The 16,664-nt window shown below is 71.4% G+C and carries 13 protein-coding genes; 8 read left to right on the plus strand and 5 right to left on the minus strand.

Annotated elements, in window-relative coordinates; translation table 11 throughout:
* The first annotated feature begins 37 nt into the window (after positions 1 to 37).
* Together OHT01_RS28885 and OHT01_RS28890 are read left to right on the plus strand one after the other, a co-directional pair.
* Positions 38 to 325 (plus strand): YggT family protein, encoded by a 288-nt coding sequence (locus tag OHT01_RS28885; RefSeq protein ID WP_326788310.1) that lies wholly within the window; start codon positions 38 to 40, stop codon positions 323 to 325.
* A gap of 55 nt (positions 326 to 380) precedes the next feature.
* The gene (locus tag OHT01_RS28890) at positions 381 to 1,697 is read left to right on the plus strand and encodes a DivIVA domain-containing protein (RefSeq protein ID WP_328556033.1); all 1,317 of its coding nucleotides are present in this window, start codon (positions 381 to 383) and stop codon (positions 1,695 to 1,697) included.
* Positions 1,698 to 2,103: 406 nt separating this feature from the next.
* Here OHT01_RS28890 and ileS read toward each other — a convergent pair whose 3' ends face one another.
* Positions 2,104 to 5,247: an isoleucine--tRNA ligase gene (ileS, locus tag OHT01_RS28895; RefSeq protein ID WP_328556034.1), complete on the minus strand. Its 3,144-nt coding sequence runs from the start codon at positions 5,245 to 5,247 to the stop codon at positions 2,104 to 2,106.
* A 582-nt stretch (positions 5,248 to 5,829) separates the two neighbouring features.
* Between ileS and OHT01_RS28900 the strand changes: the two genes are divergently transcribed.
* From OHT01_RS28900 to OHT01_RS28920, 5 genes are all read left to right on the plus strand, one after another.
* The gene (locus tag OHT01_RS28900; protein WP_328556035.1) at positions 5,830 to 6,660 is read left to right on the plus strand and encodes a TraR/DksA family transcriptional regulator; all 831 of its coding nucleotides are present in this window, start codon (positions 5,830 to 5,832) and stop codon (positions 6,658 to 6,660) included.
* A 125-nt stretch (positions 6,661 to 6,785) separates the two neighbouring features.
* Entirely contained in the window at positions 6,786 to 7,409 is a 624-nt protein-coding gene (lspA, locus tag OHT01_RS28905) for a signal peptidase II (RefSeq protein WP_328556036.1), read from the plus strand.
* Between the two features lie 208 nt (positions 7,410 to 7,617).
* Positions 7,618 to 8,562: an RluA family pseudouridine synthase gene (locus tag OHT01_RS28910; RefSeq protein WP_328556037.1), complete on the plus strand. Its 945-nt coding sequence runs from the start codon at positions 7,618 to 7,620 to the stop codon at positions 8,560 to 8,562.
* Between the two features lie 38 nt (positions 8,563 to 8,600).
* On the plus strand, positions 8,601 to 9,071 hold the full coding sequence (locus tag OHT01_RS28915) for a GNAT family N-acetyltransferase (protein WP_328558308.1): 471 nt from the start codon (positions 8,601 to 8,603) through the stop codon (positions 9,069 to 9,071).
* Between the two features lie 80 nt (positions 9,072 to 9,151).
* Positions 9,152 to 10,738 carry a Na+/H+ antiporter gene (locus OHT01_RS28920; RefSeq protein ID WP_328556038.1) on the plus strand — a complete coding sequence of 529 codons (1,587 nt, stop codon included), beginning with the start codon at positions 9,152 to 9,154 and terminating at the stop codon, positions 10,736 to 10,738.
* A 124-nt stretch (positions 10,739 to 10,862) separates the two neighbouring features.
* Here OHT01_RS28920 and OHT01_RS28925 read toward each other — a convergent pair whose 3' ends face one another.
* Entirely contained in the window at positions 10,863 to 12,014 is a 1,152-nt protein-coding gene (locus OHT01_RS28925; RefSeq protein WP_328556039.1) for a mechanosensitive ion channel family protein, read from the minus strand.
* A 354-nt stretch (positions 12,015 to 12,368) separates the two neighbouring features.
* Here OHT01_RS28925 and OHT01_RS28930 point away from each other — a divergent pair, with 354 nt between their 5' ends.
* Positions 12,369 to 12,938, plus strand: coding sequence for a dienelactone hydrolase family protein (locus tag OHT01_RS28930; protein WP_328556040.1), 570 nt, complete (start codon positions 12,369 to 12,371; stop codon positions 12,936 to 12,938).
* A 79-nt stretch (positions 12,939 to 13,017) separates the two neighbouring features.
* Here OHT01_RS28930 and OHT01_RS28935 read toward each other — a convergent pair whose 3' ends face one another.
* From OHT01_RS28935 to OHT01_RS28945, 3 genes are all read right to left on the minus strand, one after another.
* The gene (locus OHT01_RS28935) at positions 13,018 to 14,685 is read right to left on the minus strand and encodes an alkaline phosphatase D family protein (protein WP_328556041.1); all 1,668 of its coding nucleotides are present in this window, start codon (positions 14,683 to 14,685) and stop codon (positions 13,018 to 13,020) included.
* Between the two features lie 182 nt (positions 14,686 to 14,867).
* Positions 14,868 to 15,713, minus strand: a complete 846-nt coding sequence (locus OHT01_RS28940) for a thioredoxin domain-containing protein (RefSeq protein WP_328556042.1) — start codon at positions 15,711 to 15,713, stop codon at positions 14,868 to 14,870.
* A gap of 172 nt (positions 15,714 to 15,885) precedes the next feature.
* A complete protein-coding gene (locus tag OHT01_RS28945; protein WP_328556043.1) occupies positions 15,886 to 16,572 on the minus strand; it encodes a hypothetical protein in 687 nt (228 codons plus the stop codon).
* Positions 16,573 to 16,664 lie beyond the last annotated feature (92 nt).

A 16,664-nucleotide genomic window follows, 5' to 3' on the forward strand; every position in this document is an offset into this window, starting at 1 on the left:
CACCGCATGGGAAACAGGGGAGAGGGAAGCACGGATCATGAGCGTGGTCGGGCAGGTCTTCTACATCGCGCTGATGTGCTTCCTCATCGTGCTGATTTTCCGGTTGGTCATGGACTACGTCTTCCAGTTCGCCCGCTCATGGCAACCCGGCAAGCCGATGGTGGTCGTTCTGGAGGCCACCTACACTGTCACCGATCCACCGCTCAAGCTTCTGCGGCGGTTCATTCCGCCGCTGCGTCTCGGGGGCGTGGCGCTTGACCTGTCCTTCTTCGTACTGATGATCATCGTCTTCATCCTGATCAGACTTGCGCAGAGCGTGATGTGAGCGATGTGAACGATACGGTCTTGCCGAATGCCGACGACTACGTTGAGGTGAAGAGATGCCGTTGACCCCCGAGGACGTGCGGAACAAACAGTTCACGACCGTCCGCCTCCGAGAAGGCTATGACGAGGACGAGGTCGATGCCTTCCTCGACGAGGTCGAAGCCGAACTGACTCGCCTGCTCCGCGAGAACGAGGACCTGCGCGCCAAGCTGGCCGCTGCCACGCGCGCGGCCGCACAGAACCAGCAGCAGCAGGGTATGCGCAAGCCGCCCGAGCAGCAGGACCAGCAGGGCCCGCCGCAGGGTATGCGTGGGCCCGGCGCTCCTGTGCCCGCCGGCATATCGGGTCCGCCGCAAGGCATGGGTGGCCCCATGGGTGGCCCGCCCCAGCTGCCGAGCGGTGCGCCGCAGCTGCCCGCGGGCCCCAGCGGCCAGGGCGGCCAGCAGGGCCAGGGCCCGATGGGTCAGGGTCCGATGGGCCAGGGCCCCATGGGTCAGGGTCCGATGGGTCAGGGTCCGATGGGCCAGGGCCCCATGGGTCAGGGTCCGATGGGCCAGGGTCCGATGGGCCAGGGCCCCATGGGTCAGGGTCCGATGGGTCAGGGTCCGATGGGCCAGGGCCCCATGGGTCAAGGTCCGATGGGCCAGGGCCCCGGCCAGATGCAGCAGATGCAGCAGATGGGCGGCCCGATGGGTGGCCCCATGGGCGGTCCCATGGGTGGCCCCATGGGCGGTCACGGTCAGCAGATGCCGCAGCAGGGCCCCGGTGGCGACAGCGCCGCGCGTGTCCTCTCGCTGGCTCAGCAGACCGCCGACCAGGCGATCGCCGAGGCCCGCTCCGAGGCGAACAAGATCGTCGGCGAGGCCCGTAGCCGCGCCGAGGGTCTGGAGCGCGACGCCCGTGCCAAGGCCGACGCCCTGGAGCGGGACGCGCAGGAGAAGCACCGCGTCGCGATGGGCTCCCTGGAGTCCGCCCGCGCCACGTTGGAGCGCAAGGTCGAGGACCTGCGCGGCTTCGAGCGCGAGTACCGCACGCGTCTGAAGTCCTACCTGGAGTCGCAGCTGCGCCAGCTGGAGACGCAGGCGGACGACTCGCTCGCCCCGCCGCGCACCCCGGCCGCGGCGTCCCTGCCGTCGTCCTCCTCGCCCTCGATGGCCCCCGCAGGCGCCGGTGCGCCGTCCTACGGCGGCAACCCGGGCATGGGCGGTGGCATGGGCGGACCGTCGCAGGGCGGACCGTCGTACGGCGGCCAGCAGCAGATGTCTCCCGCGATGACCCAGCCGATGGCTCCGGTGCGGCCCCAGGGCCCGTCGCCGATGCAGCAGGCGCCCTCGCCGATGCGCGGGTTCCTCATCGACGAGGACGACAACTGACGGCCGTGAACACGCCTTAGGCGTCGGCAGCGTTCAGGGCGGGGCCCCCGGAGATCTCCGGGGGCCCCGCCCTTTTGCGTGGGCGCGGGCCACCAGGGGCTCGTACGGGGCCCAGAGGGCGTTCGCGGGGGTGCGTGGGCTCCTGCTCGACGAGCCGGGCCCGCCCGCTCGTACGGGGCGCGCAGGCGGCCGGGGCGTGATGCGGCGGCCCGCACGTGCGGGGAGCGGCGGTCCCCGGGACCAGGGCGCCCCGGCCGCTCGTACGGGGTGTGCCCGGCGCCGGCGCCTCGGGACGGGGCCCTGGTGAAGGCCGGGGCACCCGAGGCCGGGCGCCGGAAGCGGAAGGCCCGGGGCCGCCAGGATTTCCTGGCGGCCCCGGGCCTTCCGTGCCGGTGTGCGGTCCTCGTTACGCCTTGCGGAGGCGGAACACCAGGGACAGGCCCTCGTCCGTGAACGGCTCCCCGTAGGCGCCGTCGGCCTCACCCTGGGCGAAGTCCGTGGCCAGGACCTCGTCGGCGATGAGACCGGCGTGCTCGCCGAGCGCCGCGACGACCGCCGGGTCCGTGGAGGTCCAGCGGAGCGCGATGCGGTCGGCGACGTCGAGGCCGCTGTTCTTGCGGGCCTCCTGGATCAGCCGGATCGCGTCACGGGCGAGGCCCGCCTGCCGCAGTTCCTCGGTGATCTCCAGGTCGAGGGCGACGGTCGCGCCGGAGTCCGAGGCCACCGACCAGCCCTCGCGCGGGGTCTCCGTGATGATGACCTCGTCGGGGGCCAGGGTCACGGTCTCGCCGCCGACCCCGACCGACGCCGTGCCCTCACGCAGGGCGAGGGAGAGCGCGGCGGCATCGGCCCCGGCGATGGCCTTCGCCACATCCTGGACGCCCTTGCCGAAGCGCTTGCCCAGCGCGCGGAAGTTCGCCTTCGCCGTGGTGTCGACCAGTGAGCCGCCGACCTCGGAGAGTGAGGCGAGCGAACTCACGTTCAGCTCCTCGGTGATCTGCGCGTGCAGCTCGGGGTCGAGCGTCGCGAAGCCGGTCGCGGCGATCAGCGCGCGCGACAGCGGCTGACGGGTCTTGACGCCCGACTCCGCGCGCGTGGCCCGCCCGAGCTCCACGAGCCGGCGCACCAGCACCATCTGGCGCGACAGCTCAGGGTCGATGACGGACAGGTCCGCCTCCGGCCAGGACGACAGGTGCACGGACTCAGGGGCGTCCGGGGAGACCGGGACGACCAGGTCCTGCCAGACCCGCTCGGTGATGAACGGGGTCAGCGGGGCCATCAGCCGCGTGACCGTCTCCACGACCTCGTGCAGCGTGCGCAGCGCGGCCTTGTCGCCCTGCCAGAAGCGGCGGCGGGAGCGGCGGACGTACCAGTTCGAGAGGTCGTCGACGAACGCCGACAGGAGCTTTCCGGCACGCTGGGTGTCGTACGCCTCCAGGGCCTGCGTCACCTGGTCGGTGAGCGCGTGGAGTTCGGAGAGCAGCCAGCGGTCCAGCACCGGACGGTCCGCCGGGGCCGGATCGGCCGCGCTGGGAGCCCAGTTGGAGGTGCGGGCGTACAGCGCCTGGAAGGCGACGGTGTTCCAGTAGGTGAGGAGCGTCTTGCGGACGACCTCCTGGATGGTGCCGTGACCCACGCGCCGGGCCGCCCACGGGGAGCCGCCGGCCGCCATGAACCAGCGCACCGCGTCCGCGCCGTGCTGGTCCATCAGCGGGATCGGCTGGAGGATGTTGCCCAGGTGCTTGGACATCTTGCGGCCGTCCTCGGCGAGGATGTGGCCGAGGCAGACGACGTTCTCGTACGAGGACTTGTCGAACACCAGGGTGCCGACGGCCATCAGCGTGTAGAACCAGCCGCGCGTCTGGTCGATGGCCTCGGAGATGAACTGCGCCGGGTACCGGCTCTCGAAGATCTCCTTGTTCTTGTACGGGTAGCCCCACTGCGCGAACGGCATCGAACCCGAGTCGTACCAGGCGTCGATGACCTCGGGCACGCGGGTCGCGGTCAGACCGCAGCCGTCCTGCGGGCACGGGAAGGTCACCGCGTCGATGTACGGGCGGTGCGGGTCCAGCTCCGACTGGTCGGTGCCGGTCAGCTCGGACAGCTCCGCGCGCGAGCCGACACAGGTGATGTGGCCCTCCTCGCAGGTCCACAGCGGGAGCGGGGTACCCCAGTAGCGGCTGCGCGAGAGCGCCCAGTCGATGTTGTTGTTCAGCCAGTCGCCGAAGCGGCCGTGCTTGACCGACTCCGGGAACCAGTTGGTCCCCTCGTTCTCCTCCAGGAGGCGGTCCTTGACGGCCGTCGTGCGGATGTACCAGGACGGCTGCGCGTAGTACAGGAGCGCGGTGTGGCAGCGCCAGCAGTGCGGGTAACTGTGCTCGTACGGGACGTGCTTGAAGAGCAGGCCGCGGTTCTGGAGGTCCTCGGTGAGCTTTTCGTCCGCCTTCTTGAAGAAGATGCCGCCCACGAGCGGGACGCTCTCCTCGAAGGTGCCGTTCGGGCGGATCGGGTTCACCACCGGAAGGCCGTACGAGCGGCAGACCTTGAGGTCGTCCTCGCCGAAGGCGGGGGACTGGTGGACCAGACCCGTACCGTCCTCGGTCGTCACGTACTCGGCGTTGACGACGTAGTGGGCGGGCTCGGGGAACTCGATGAGCTCGAACGGACGTTGATACGTCCAGCGCTCCATCTCGGCACCCGTGAAGGACTCGCCGGTGGCCTCCCAGCCCTCGCCGAGCGCCTTCTCCACGAGCGGCTGCGCGACGACGAGCTGCTCATCGCCGTTCGTCACGACGACGTAGGTGACGCCGGGGTGGGCGGCGACCGCGGTGTTGGAGACCAGCGTCCACGGCGTGGTCGTCCACACCAGGAGCGCGGCCCGGCCGGCCAGCGGACCGGAGGTGAGCGGGAAACGGACGTACACGGAGGGGTCGACGATGGTCTCGTAGCCCTGGGCCAGCTCGTGGTCCGACAGGCCCGTCTCGTCGCGCGGGCACCAGGGCGCCACGCGGTAGTCCTGGACCAGCAGGCCCTTGTTGAAGATCTCCTTGAGCGACCACCACACGGACTCGATGTACTCGGGGTCCATGGTCCGGTAGGCGTCGTCGAGGTCGACCCAGTAGCCCATGCGGTTCGTCAGCTCGGTGAACGCGTCGGTGTGGCGGGTCACGGACTGGCGGCACCGGTCGTTGAACTCGGCGATGCCGTACGCCTCGATGTCCTGCTTGCCGGTGAAGCCGAGCTCCTTCTCGACCGCGAGCTCCACCGGGAGGCCGTGGCAGTCCCAGCCGGCCTTGCGGCCCACGTGGTAGCCGCGCATGGTGCGGAAGCGCGGGAAGACGTCCTTGAAGACGCGCGCCTCGATGTGGTGGGCGCCCGGCATGCCATTGGCGGTGGGCGGACCTTCGTAGAACACCCACTCCGGCCGGCCCTCGGACAGCTCAAGGCTCTTGGCGAAGATCTTCTGCTCGCGCCAGAAGTCGAGCACGGCGTGCTCGAGGGCGGGCAGGTCGATCTGGGCGGGCACCTGGCGGTACGTCGGCGCTGTCATCGGCGAGCTTCCTCCAACGGACTTTCTGCCTTCCGTCGGAGGGACGAGAGCCGTGTTGCTACGGACGCCGTGTGCGGCGCGCTCCCGCGGTACCACCCTCCTTGGCTCCCCGATGCGCCTTTCGCATCAGTGAGCCCCCTCATTGGGGTCGCGATACCGGGTCTACTGGCCCCTGCGGGGTGTTCTGCCGGCGGCTCCGGGGTGATCTTCACGTCGCGCTCGCCCCCGGGCTTCCACCGTCCCCGGGTCGCTCCTGGCCGCGTACGCCGCTACTCGTCCCCATCCACGCTTCTCGCTCCGCCCAGTGTACGGGGCACCGGGGACGGCGGCCGACCGGTTTTCCCGGGCCCCGCCGTGGCCTGCGGCATGACCCGAATGGCGAGGCGCGCGCGTCCGGATCGCGGGACGCCGGGTCCGGCGGATTACCCGGCGGGGAGCTGGGCACAACGCATGCAGACTCGCCGCGCGGGGCTCGCGAGGCGGGCGAATCGTGGGCGGGCCCCGTTGCCGCGGGACAGAAGTCGATTTATCGTCCCAGCACGATTCGCGAGCAAGATCACAATATGTGAAGGGGCCGCGGCCATGGTGGCGAAGAAGACCGCCGTACAGCAGTCGGCGTCCGGCAGATCCACGAGTGCGGCGGCCCAGGACGAGGGTGGGAACAAGAACGCGCAGGCGGCCCCCGCGACAGCCGAAACGACGCTCCCGAAGACGGCCGCCACGAAATCGGCGTCCAGGAAGACCGCGTCCACGAAGAGCGCGGCCAAGAAGACGGCCGCCAAGAAGGCCACGAAGAAGGCGGCACCGGCCGCGCGGAAGCCCGCGGCCAGGAAGTCCACCGCCACGAAGAGCACCAGCACGGCCAAGAAGACGGCCGCTTCCGCGGCCCAGGACGCGGTCGAGGCCGCGAAGACGACGGGAGCCACGACGGTGGTTGCGAAGAAGACTCCTGGCACGGCCACGGCCGCGAAGAAGGCCACCGCGCTCCCCAAGGCGAGGCTCGCCGCGGCGGAGCCCGGCGAGCTCGCGGTGCGCCCGGGGGAGGACCCCTGGACCCCGGAGGAGGTCGGGGAGGCGCGCGCGGAGCTCCAGTCCGAGGCGCTGCGGCTGCGCACCGAGATCACGTCGTCCGAGGAGGCCCTGGCGGGCCTGATGCGGGACTCCGGCGACGGCGCGGGCGACGACCAGGCGGACACCGGTACGAAAAACATCACACGCGAGCACGAGATGGCACTCAACTCGAACGCGCGCGAAATGCTGGAGCAGACCGAGCGCGCCCTGGACCGCCTCGACACGGGCACCTACGGGCTCTGCGAGAACTGCGGAGACCCCATCGGCAAGGCCCGGATGCAGGCCTTCCCACGCGCCACTCTGTGCGTCGAGTGCAAGCAGAAGCAAGAACGCAGGCACTGAGTCCCGGGTGCCGCGCGCGAGCGCGGCCACCTCGCGGCCCGGGACCGCTCCGGAGCACCTGGGCCCGCGAGCGGGTGACGTACCCTCGTCCTCAGTCAGGAACCTAGGTCGAGGGACTCACTCACGTGGCAGAGGCGGAGCGCATCATCGGTACGCCGGACATTCCAGGGGCGGCGGGGGCCGATCCGGGGCAGTCCGACGGGAACGCGGCGTCCGGCGACCGCTCCGGCGCCGACGCGCCGGCGGCGGCCGAGCGGCCCAGGGGCAAGCGCCGGATCGCCGTGCTCTTCACGGTGGCCGTGCTGGCGTACGCCCTGGATCTGGTCAGCAAGATGATCGTGGTGGCGAAGCTGGAGCACCACGACTCGATCGAGATCATCGGGGACTGGCTGAAGTTCGAGGCGATCCGCAACGCGGGCGCCGCCTTCGGCTTCGGCCAGGCGTTCACGATCATCTTCACGGTGATCGCGGCGGCGGTGATCGTCGTCATCGCCCGGCTCGCCCGCAAGCTCTACAGCGTGCCGTGGGCCATCGCCCTGGGCCTGCTGCTGGGCGGCGCGCTCGGCAACCTGACCGACCGGATCTTCCGCTCGCCCGGCGTCTTCCAGGGCGCGGTCGTGGACTTCATCGCGCCCAAGCACTTCGCCGTCTTCAACCTCGCCGACTCGGCGATCGTCTGCGGCGGCATCCTGATCGTGCTGCTGTCCTTCCGGGGCCTCGACCCGGACGGCACGGTCCACAAGGACTGAGACACGGCCCGCAGGCACTGAGACAGGGTCCGCAGGCACTGAGACACGGCCCACAAAGGCCGACGTCCGGGCCGTCGGGCAGAGGCCGTCGGACGGGCCGTGGGCCGGGCGCTCACGGCCCGCGTACGGGCAGCCCGGTGGTGCCTGCCGTGCACTGGCGTTCGGGCCGTGGTCCGGCGGTGTCCGAGCCGTCCGGCATACTCGACGGGTGAGCACCGTTCCCGAGATCCGCACCCTGCCCGTGCCCGACGGCCTGGAGGGCGAGCGTGTCGACGCCGCCATCTCCCGCATGCTGGGCTTCTCCCGTACCAAGGCCGCAGAGCTCGCCGCGGCGGGGAAGGTCTCGGTCGACGGCTCGGTGGTCGGCAAGTCCGAGCGGGTGCACGGCGGCGCCTGGCTCGAGGTCGAGATGCCCGGGGCCCCCGCGCCCGTACAGATCGTCGCCGAGCACGTCGAGGGCATGGAGATCATCCATGACGACGACGACGTGCTCGTGATCGTCAAGCCCGTCGGCGTGGCCGCGCACCCCAGCCCCGGCTGGTCGGGACCGACCGTCATCGGCGGTCTCGCGGCCGCCGGCTACCGGATCTCGACCTCCGGCGCCGCGGAGCGCCAGGGCATCGTGCACCGCCTCGACGTCGGCACCTCGGGCCTGATGACGGTCGCCAAGTCGGAGTACGCGTACACCTCGCTCAAGCGGCAGTTCAAGGAGCGCACGGTCGACAAGCGCTACCACGCGCTCGTGCAGGGCCACCCGGACCCGACCAGCGGCACCATCGACGCCCCCATCGGACGCCACCCGAACCACGACTACAAGTGGGCGGTCACGGCCGAGGGCAAGCCCTCGGTCACCCACTACGACCTGGTCGAGGCGTTCCGTGCCGCCTCCCTGCTCGACATCAAACTGGAGACCGGGCGCACCCACCAGATCCGCGTCCACATGGCAGCCCACCGCCACCCCTGCGTCGGCGACCTGACCTACGGGGCGGACCCCACCCTCGCCAAGCGGCTCGGCATCACCCGCCAGTGGCTGCACGCGGTGCGGCTCGGCTTCGAGCACCCGGGGGACGGGCGCTGGGTGGAGTTCGAGAGCGACTACCCCGAGGACCTGCAGAAGGCGCTCGACAAGGTCCGCGAGGAGAGCAACGCGTGAGCGGCGGTCCGGACGGGGCGGCCACCGCCTCCCCCGCGGTGCGGGGCTCCGCGTACGCGGTGCGCGTCGCCGAGGACACCACCGACCGCGAGGCCTGCTTCGCGGTGCGCAAGGACGTCTTCGTCGGTGAGCAGGGCGTGCCCGAGGACATCGAGTACGACGCCTACGACCCCGGTGCGCTGCACGTGCTGGCGGTCCGTGAGGACGGCGTACCGCTCGGCACCGGGCGGCTGCTGGAGGGCGGGGCGGCCGCCGCGAAGACCGGCGGGGATCCGGCCGTCGGCTCGCTCGGGCGGCTCGCCGTGACGCGTGAGGCGCGCGGACTCGGCGTCGGCGCCGCGCTCGTCCGCGCCATCGAGGACGCGGGACGCGCGCGTGGCCTGACCGCCGTGGACCTGCACGCGCAGACCCACGCGCTCGGGTTCTACGAGCGGCTCGGATACGTGGCGTACGGGCCGGAGTTCCCGGACGCCGGAATGCCGCACCGCGCGATGCGCAAGGCCCTGTGAGCGGGGATTGCCGCTAGGGGCGTGGCAATGTTGAGGTCTGGTTCGACTCTGATCGTCTAGACCCCGCCGGAGTGCAGACCGTGGATCAGCTGGCCCTGCTGTTCGTGCTGTTGCTCGGGGCCGTGATCAGCGTCCCGGTGGGAGAGCGGTTCGGGCTTCCCTCGCCGGTCCTGATGACCCTGCTCGGCATGGTGCTGGCCGTGCTGGACTTCGTCCCGAACGTGGACATCCCGCCGGAGTTCATCCTGCCCGCGCTGCTGCCGCCGCTGCTGTACGCCGCGGTGCGGCGCACCTCGTGGAGACAGTTCGCCGCGAACAAGCGCCCGATCTTCCTGCTCGCCGTGGCGCTGGTGTTCGTCACCACGCTGGCCGTGGCGGCCGTCGCGAGCTCGATCGTGCCGGGCCTGCCGCTCGCCGCCGCCTTCGCGCTCGGCGCGCTGGTGGCGCCCCCCGACCCGGTCGCGGCGACCGCCGTCGCGGGCCAGCTCGGGCTGCCGCGCCGCCTGGTGTCGATCCTGGAGGGCGAGGGGCTCTTCAACGACGTGACGGCCATCGTGCTGTACCACGTGGCGATCGCCGCCGCGGTCAGCGGGAGCTTCTCGCCGTGGCGGGCCGGACTCGACCTCGTCCTCTCCGCCGTCGTCGCGCTCGTCATGGGAGTCGCCCTCGGGTGGGCGGCGAACAGGCTGATGACGATCGTCGGCGACGCCACCCTCCAGATCGGCCTGACCCTGCTGGTGCCGTACGCCGCGTACGTGCTGGCCGAGGAACTCCACGGGTCAGGGGTGCTCGCCGTGCTCACCACCGCCCTGTTCCTCGCGGAGTACGCCACCGACGCCGACGACGTCATGACCCGGCTCGCCGGGTCGACCGTCTGGGACGTCGTGGACACGCTCGTCACCGGCGTCGCCTTCGGCCTCATCGGGCTCGAACTGCACAACGCGATCCGTACGGCGGCGGGGCGGTGGGGCGAGCTGCTCGGCTGGGCCGCCACGATCGTGGTCGTGGTCGTGCTCGTACGCCTGGCGTGGCTGCTGCCCGCGACCTGGCTCACCAAGCGGCTGCACGCCAAGCGGGACTACGACGAGGAGATCCCGACGTCGTGGCGGGAGACCGTGGTCATGTGGTGGGCCGGGATGCGCGGGGTCGCCTCCGTGGCCCTGGCCCTCGCGATTCCGCTGAGGATGGACGACGGGGCGCCGTTCCCCGACCGGGACGAGATCGTGTTCATCGCGTTCGGGGTGATCATGGCGACCCTGGTGATCCAGGGGCTCACTCTGCCGTGGCTGGTCAGGAAGCTCGGGGTGCGGGCCGACGAGGACGTCGAGAAGGCCTTCGAGAAGGAGCTCGCGGTACGGGCCGCCAAGGCCGCGAAGCGGCGGCTGCGGGAGATCGAGGAGGTGGAGGAGCTGCCGGAGGAGGTCTCCGAGCAACTGCTGCGCCGGGCCTTCGAGATCGGCGTGCGGATCAGCCCCGACATGGGGGACGAGGAGCGGCGCGACGCGCACCTGCAGCGGGTGAGGCGGATGAAGCGGATGCGGCGGATCCAGGGGGAGATGATGAGCGCGGCCCGGCACGAGGTGCTGTCCGCGCGCAGCGAGCCCGGAGCCGACCCGGAGATCGTGGACCGCGTCCTGCGCCACCTCGACGTACGTAGCCTCCGCTGACCCCACGCCGCTCCGGCCGACCTCCGCTCGCGGTCCGGCGCCGCGCCCCGCCGCGCCCGTCACGCCCGCCACGCTCGGCGGCCTGCGCGGGGGCGGGCGGTCCGGCGGACCGGGAACGGGGGCGTCAGCCGCGGCCGGGGCCCGTCCGGGGCGGTTCGTGGACGTGGCGGCCGTGGTTCGCGCGGGCCGCCGCACCGTCCGCGCCGTCCGGCTCCGCGCGCCCCGTGTGCCAGGTCCGCCCCGGAGGCAGCACCCCCTCGGCGGTGTTGACGCGGGGGAGCGCGTAGGGGTGCTGTTCGGTCAGCCAGCGGATCAGCTGCTCGCGGACCGTGACCCGTACCGTCCAGATGTCGTCGGCGTCCTTCGCGGTGACCAGGGCCCGCACCTGCATGGTGTTGGGCGTCGAGTCGGTGACGGCGAGTCCGTAGTTGCGGCCGTCCCAGGCGGGGCACTCGCGCAGGATGTCGCGCAGCTTCGCGCGCATCGCCTCCACCGGGGCGGAGTGGTCGAGATGCAGGAAGACGATGCCGGTCATCTGAGGGGTGCCGCGCGACCAGTTCTCGAACGGCTTGGACGTGAAGTACGAGACCGGCATGGTGATCCGGCGCTCGTCCCACGTCCGTACCGTCAGGAACGTCAGGGTGATCTCCTCGACCGAACCCCACTCGCCGTCGACCACCACCGTGTCGCCCAGCCGCACCATGTCGCCGAAGGCGATCTGCAGCCCGGCGAAGAGGTTCGCGAGCGTGGACTGGGCGGCGACACCGGCGACGATGCCGAGGATTCCGGCGGAGGCCAGCAGCGAGGCCCCGGCCGCGCGCATCGCCGGGAACGTGAGCAGCATCGCGGCGATGGCGACCACGCCGACGACCGCGGTGACCACCCGTTGGATCAGCGCCACCTGGGTACGGACCCGGCGGACCCGCGCCGGATCGCGGTGCGCGTTCGCGTAGCGGTTGTACGAGGTGTCGACGACCGCCGTGGCGATGCTCACCACCAGCCAGGCGGCGGCGCCGATGAGGATCAGGGTCAGGGTCCGGCCGATGCCGATCCGATGCTCCACCAGCAGCTCGGCCTGGTCGTAGGAGCCTCTGAGCAGGGCCGCGAACAGGACGAGCTGGAAGGGGACTCGGCCGCGGCGGAGCAGACCCCACAGGGAGGTCTCGCTGTGCCGGTCGTCCGCCCGACGCAACAGGCGGTCCACGGACCACCCGATGAGCATCGTGAGCACGACCGAGCCACCGACGACGATCACCGGGCGCAGTACGTTCTCCATGCCTGAGAACGTAACCGGCCATCGGCGTCATGAACATGTGTTCTCCGGGCGGAACGGGGTATCCCCGCCGTCCGGCGGGGGGTTGTCTCCGTCACATGGGCGACAGCCCCTGCCACCTGCCACCTGCCACCTGCCACCTGCCACCTGCCACCTGCCACCCGCCACCCGCCGTCCCCGTCACCCGGCACGGGCTCAGGGTCTGCGGCCCGGCATGGGCCCGGGACTCGCGCCCCGGCAGGGGGCAGTCCCCTTCAGCGGGCCCGCCCAGTTCTGATCATCCGGCCCCGGGAGCCCGATCGTCCGGGCCCGGTCGCCCGGTGCTGTCCGGGTCGGGTGACGGGGACAATGGGACGCATGAACATCATGCTCTTTCACTCGACCTACGGTCCCCGGCCGGCGGTGCGCGCGGCGGCGGACCGGCTGCGCGCCGCGGGACACGAGGTGTGGACGCCCGACCTCTTCGAGGGGCGCACGTTCGAGACCGTCGAGGAGGGTATGGCCTTCTGCGACGAGATCGGCAAGGACGAGCTGCTCAAGCGGGCGGTCCTGGCCGCCGCGCCCTACTCCGAGCGCGGCCTGGTCTACGCCGGGTTCTCCCTCGGTGCCTCCATCGGCCAGACCCTGGCGCTCGGCGACGAGAAGGCCCGCGGGCTGCTCCTGCTGCACGGTACGTCGGACATCGCCGAGAGCGCGTCCGTGGACGACCTGCCGGTCCAGCTGCATGTCGCCGAGCCGGACCAGTTCGAGACGGACGACTGGCTGAGCGCCTGGTATCTCCAGATGCAGCGAACCGGCGCCGACGTGGAGATCCACCGTTACGCGGGCGCCGGGCACCTCTACACGGACCCCGATCTGCCCGACTACGACGCCGAGGCGGCCGAGGCCACCTGGAAGGTGGCGCTCGGCTTCCTCGACAGTCTGTGACCGGAGCCCCGGACGGCGGCCGGCCCGTCCGCCCGACGCACGGACGGACGCCGAGCCTTCGGGGCCCCTGGTGGGGGACCTACACGGGGTCGTACGTCCGCTCCACCGTCTGCGTGCCGCTGCGCGTGCGGTACGAACGGACCCAGGACGAGGTCGCGTTCGGGTCCGTGCGGTCGGAGACCACGTAGTAGTCCATCTGCGCGCGGTCGGCGGTGACGTCCAGGACGCCGAAGCCGTGCCGGTCGGTGTCGACCCAGTGGACATGGCGGTTGGCCGCGCGGATGACCGGTGAGGCGATGGCCGAGACGACGCCCTCGGGGACCTTGACGATGTCGTCGAGGTTGTCGGAGGTCATCGAGGTGACCACGAACTCCGTGGCGGCGGAGGGGGACAGCGGGTACGTACCGGCGTCCACCGGCACGTCGTTGGCCCAGGCCATGTGGATGTCACCGGTCAGGAAGACCGTGTTGCGGATGGCGTTGGAGCGCAGGTGCGCGAGCAGTTCGCGGCGGTCGTCGGTGTAGCCGTCCCACTGGTCGGTGTTGACGGCGATGCCCTCCTGCGGGAGACCGAGCAGCTTGGCCAGCGGCTTGAGCAGGTCGGCGGAGAGCGAGCCCACCGCGAACGGCGAGATCATCACCGAGTTGCCGACCAGACGCCAGGTGGTGTCCGAGGACTTGAGCCCGGACTTCAGCCAGTCGAGCTGGGCGCGGCCGGTGATCGTACGGTCCGGGTCGTCGACCGAACCGCTGGCCGTGGACGCCTGCTGCGACCTGAACGAGCGCAGGTCGAGCAGCGCGAGGTCGGCCAGCTTGCCGAAGCGCAGCCTGCGGTAGGTGGTGCCGGCGATGGCCGGGCGGACCGGCATCCACTCGAAGTAGGCCTGCTTCGCGGCGGCCTGACGGTCCGTCCAGGCTCCCTCGGCGCCCTCCGTGTGGTTGACCGCGCCGCCCGACCAGGAGTTGTCCGCGAACTCGTGGTCGTCCCAGATCGCGACGACGGGCGCCTTGTGGTGCAGGGCCTGAAGGTCCGGGTCGGTCTTGTAACGGCCGTGCCGGGTGCGGTAGTCGGCGAGGGTGAGGATCTCGTTGGCGGGGGAGTGCGGCCGTACGACCGTGCCGCGGGTCCCGTACTCGCCCGACTTGTACTCGTAGATGTAGTCGCCGAGATGCAGCCAGGCGTCCAGGTCGCCCCGGGCCGCGAGGTGACGGTAAGCCGAGAAGTAGCCGGCCTCCCAGTTGGCGCAGGAGACCACGCCGAACCGCAGGCCCGGCACGGCAGCGTCCGCAGCCGGCGCGGTGCGGGTACGCGCCGCCGGTGAGTCGGTGCCGCCCGCCGAGAAGCGGAACCAGTAGTCGGTGGCCGGGGCCAGACCGCGGATGTCGGCCTTGACGGTGTGGTCGGAGGCGGCCGTGGCGGTGGTGGAGCCCTTGGCGACGATCGTGGTGAACGCCTTGTCCGTGGCGACGGTCCAGCTCACCTCGGTGTCCGCGCCCAGTCCGGAGCCCGGTATCGACCGGGAGTCGGGTGTCACCCGGGTCCAGAGCAGGATGCCGTCGGGCAGCGGGTCGCCGGACGCGACCCCGTGCAGGAACACGGGCGCCTCGGCGGCGCGGGCGGGCAGGGCGGCCGCGAGCGGGGCGGCGAGGACGGCGGTGGCGGCCGCGGCCTTGACGACCGTACGGCGGCGCGGGGCGCGGGAGTTGAGGTCTCGCGCGAAATCGGATGATCTCTGTCGACTGGTCACGGGCGATGAGGTTACCGAGCAGTACAAGCCAAGAGCGGGCGAACCGGAAAAGTTCGCCCGCTCTTCGGCTTTTCGCCGCTCGGGTCACACGGACCACACGGCCCGCTCACGTCACCCGCCCGTGCCGGCGGAGGGCCCGGGGCCCTCCACGACGGCCGGACGGACCTCGACGGCGGCGCCGGTCAGGCCTTGAGGGCCGCGTCGATCGCCGTGGTGAAGTCGGCGACCGTCATGGGCACGTTGCCGCCCGTGGCGGTGAGCTGCTTGCCGTTCATCACGAGGCTCGGGGTGCCGGTGACGCCGTCCTTGTTGGTGTTCCACGTCTCGGACATGGCCAGCGCCCAGGCGTCGTACGTGCCGTTCTTGACGGCTTTCTGGAACGCGGTGTTGTTCTTGAGCGCGTCGACCGTGTTCGCCACCTTGATCAGGTAGTCGTCGCTCTTGAACTTGTCGGTCGTCTCGTCGGGGTGGTACTTCGCCGAGTAGAGCGCGCTCTTGTACTCCAGGAAGGCTTCCTGGCTCACGTTCAGCGCGGCACCCATGGCGCTCATCGCGTTCTTCGAGCCCTCGCCGCGGGAACCGATCTGGATCTTCCCGCTCTTGTCGGAGTCACCGTCGAGGAACGTGCCGCCGATGTACTGGATCTTGAACTTGCCGTCGTCGAGGTCCTTCTTGACGGTCGTGCCGACGGTCTGCTCGAACTGGGCGCAGACCGGGCAGCGCGGGTCCTCGTACAGCTTCAGGGTCTTCTTCGCGGTGCTCTTGCCGAAGACGACGGTCGTGCCGTCCTTGCCCGTGGTGTTGGCCGGGGCGACCACCTTGTCGCTCGCGACGGCCTCCCACTGGGACGGCTTGTTGTTCTGGACGACCGCGTAGCCGATCCCGCCCGCTATCGCGAGGACCGCGACGAGGGAACCGGCCACGATCGCCTGGCGCTTGATCTTGTCGCGCTTGGCCTGGCGCTCGCGTTCGAGGCGCAGCCGCTCGCGCGCCGCCGTCTTCGACTCCTGGCTGTTCCGCTTGCTCATAGTGGTGATCTCCATCGGGGACGCGCACACGTGGTACGCGGAATACGTAAGGGGGGCTGCTGGTGCTCAGGGCTGTTCTGGGGAACGTTCGTTCAGACGCCTCGCCCGGAAGCGGTGGCGGTCGAGCCGCGGCCCGGGAGCGGTGCTCGGGGGCGGGCTCAGGAGTCGTCGCTCAGGCGAGAACGGCCGGGCGGGGCGGTCCGCGTCGTCCCAGGGAGTGCACGAACAGGCGCGTACGGGCCGCGGCCGACCGGCGCGCGGTGCGCGGCAGCGGACGGGCCGGGGCGAGCCGTACGGTCACCGCGGCGACCGCGAGCAGCAGCGGCCGGAAGGTCGAGGCGGCCGCCGCGCGCAGCAACTGGTCCAGGGCGCGCTCGCCGCGGCGCAGCCAGGCGGCGGCGAGCAGACCGACGGTGACATGCGCGCCGAGGAGCAGCCAGGCGGCGGCCGGACCGGTGTTCGCGAGCAGCGAGGCGGCGTGGTCGGGGGCGCCGCCGGTCACCCGGGACAGCGGGGTGCCCACGCTGCCGCCGCCGCACAGCACGTCGAGGCCGACCGAGCGCAGCGGACCCGCCACCGGGCCGCCCGCTCTGCCGTAGCAGACGTGCTGGCCCGTGGTGAACACGGTGTCGGCGGCCAGTTCCAGCGGGACGAGCAGGGCGGCGATCCGGCCGAATCCCCGCTCACGGCCCGCCAGCGCGAAGGAGAGCGCGAACACGGCGGCGGTGATCGCGGCCACGGTGGTCAGCGGCAGCGCCACCCGGGACAGCAGCACGTGCGACGCGGCGGAGAGCGTCACGACGACGGCCGTGAACACGGCCGCGCGCGCGGCTCTGAGCTGGGTCCCGGATATGTCCATAGCGGAGGTGAGTCTCCCACGTGCTCCCGTAAGCGTCCCCTAAAGGGTTCCTGTGCGTTACGGGAGCGTTGTGAGACGGCCGGTCGCGTGGA

It is taken from the genome of Streptomyces sp. NBC_00358, from assembly GCF_036099295.1.
In the GTDB taxonomy this organism is placed as follows: Bacteria; Actinomycetota; Actinomycetes; order Streptomycetales; family Streptomycetaceae; genus Streptomyces.

Bases quoted from the DNA above. Each gene is read 5' to 3' on its own strand.
- ileS (WP_328556034.1), bottom strand. From the start codon at position 5,247: ATGACAGCGCCGACGTACCGCCAGGTGCCCGCCCAGATCGACCTGCCC.
- OHT01_RS28890 (WP_328556033.1), top strand. From the start codon at position 381: ATGCCGTTGACCCCCGAGGACGTGCGGAACAAACAGTTCACGACCGTC.
- OHT01_RS28885 (WP_326788310.1), top strand. From the start codon at position 38: ATGAGCGTGGTCGGGCAGGTCTTCTACATCGCGCTGATGTGCTTCCTC.
- OHT01_RS28925 (WP_328556039.1), bottom strand. From the start codon at position 12,014: ATGGAGAACGTACTGCGCCCGGTGATCGTCGTCGGTGGCTCGGTCGTG.
- OHT01_RS28930 (WP_328556040.1), top strand. From the start codon at position 12,369: ATGAACATCATGCTCTTTCACTCGACCTACGGTCCCCGGCCGGCGGTG.
- OHT01_RS28900 (WP_328556035.1), top strand. From the start codon at position 5,830: ATGGTGGCGAAGAAGACCGCCGTACAGCAGTCGGCGTCCGGCAGATCC.
- OHT01_RS28940 (WP_328556042.1), bottom strand. From the start codon at position 15,713: ATGAGCAAGCGGAACAGCCAGGAGTCGAAGACGGCGGCGCGCGAGCGG.
- OHT01_RS28945 (WP_328556043.1), bottom strand. From the start codon at position 16,572: ATGGACATATCCGGGACCCAGCTCAGAGCCGCGCGCGCGGCCGTGTTC.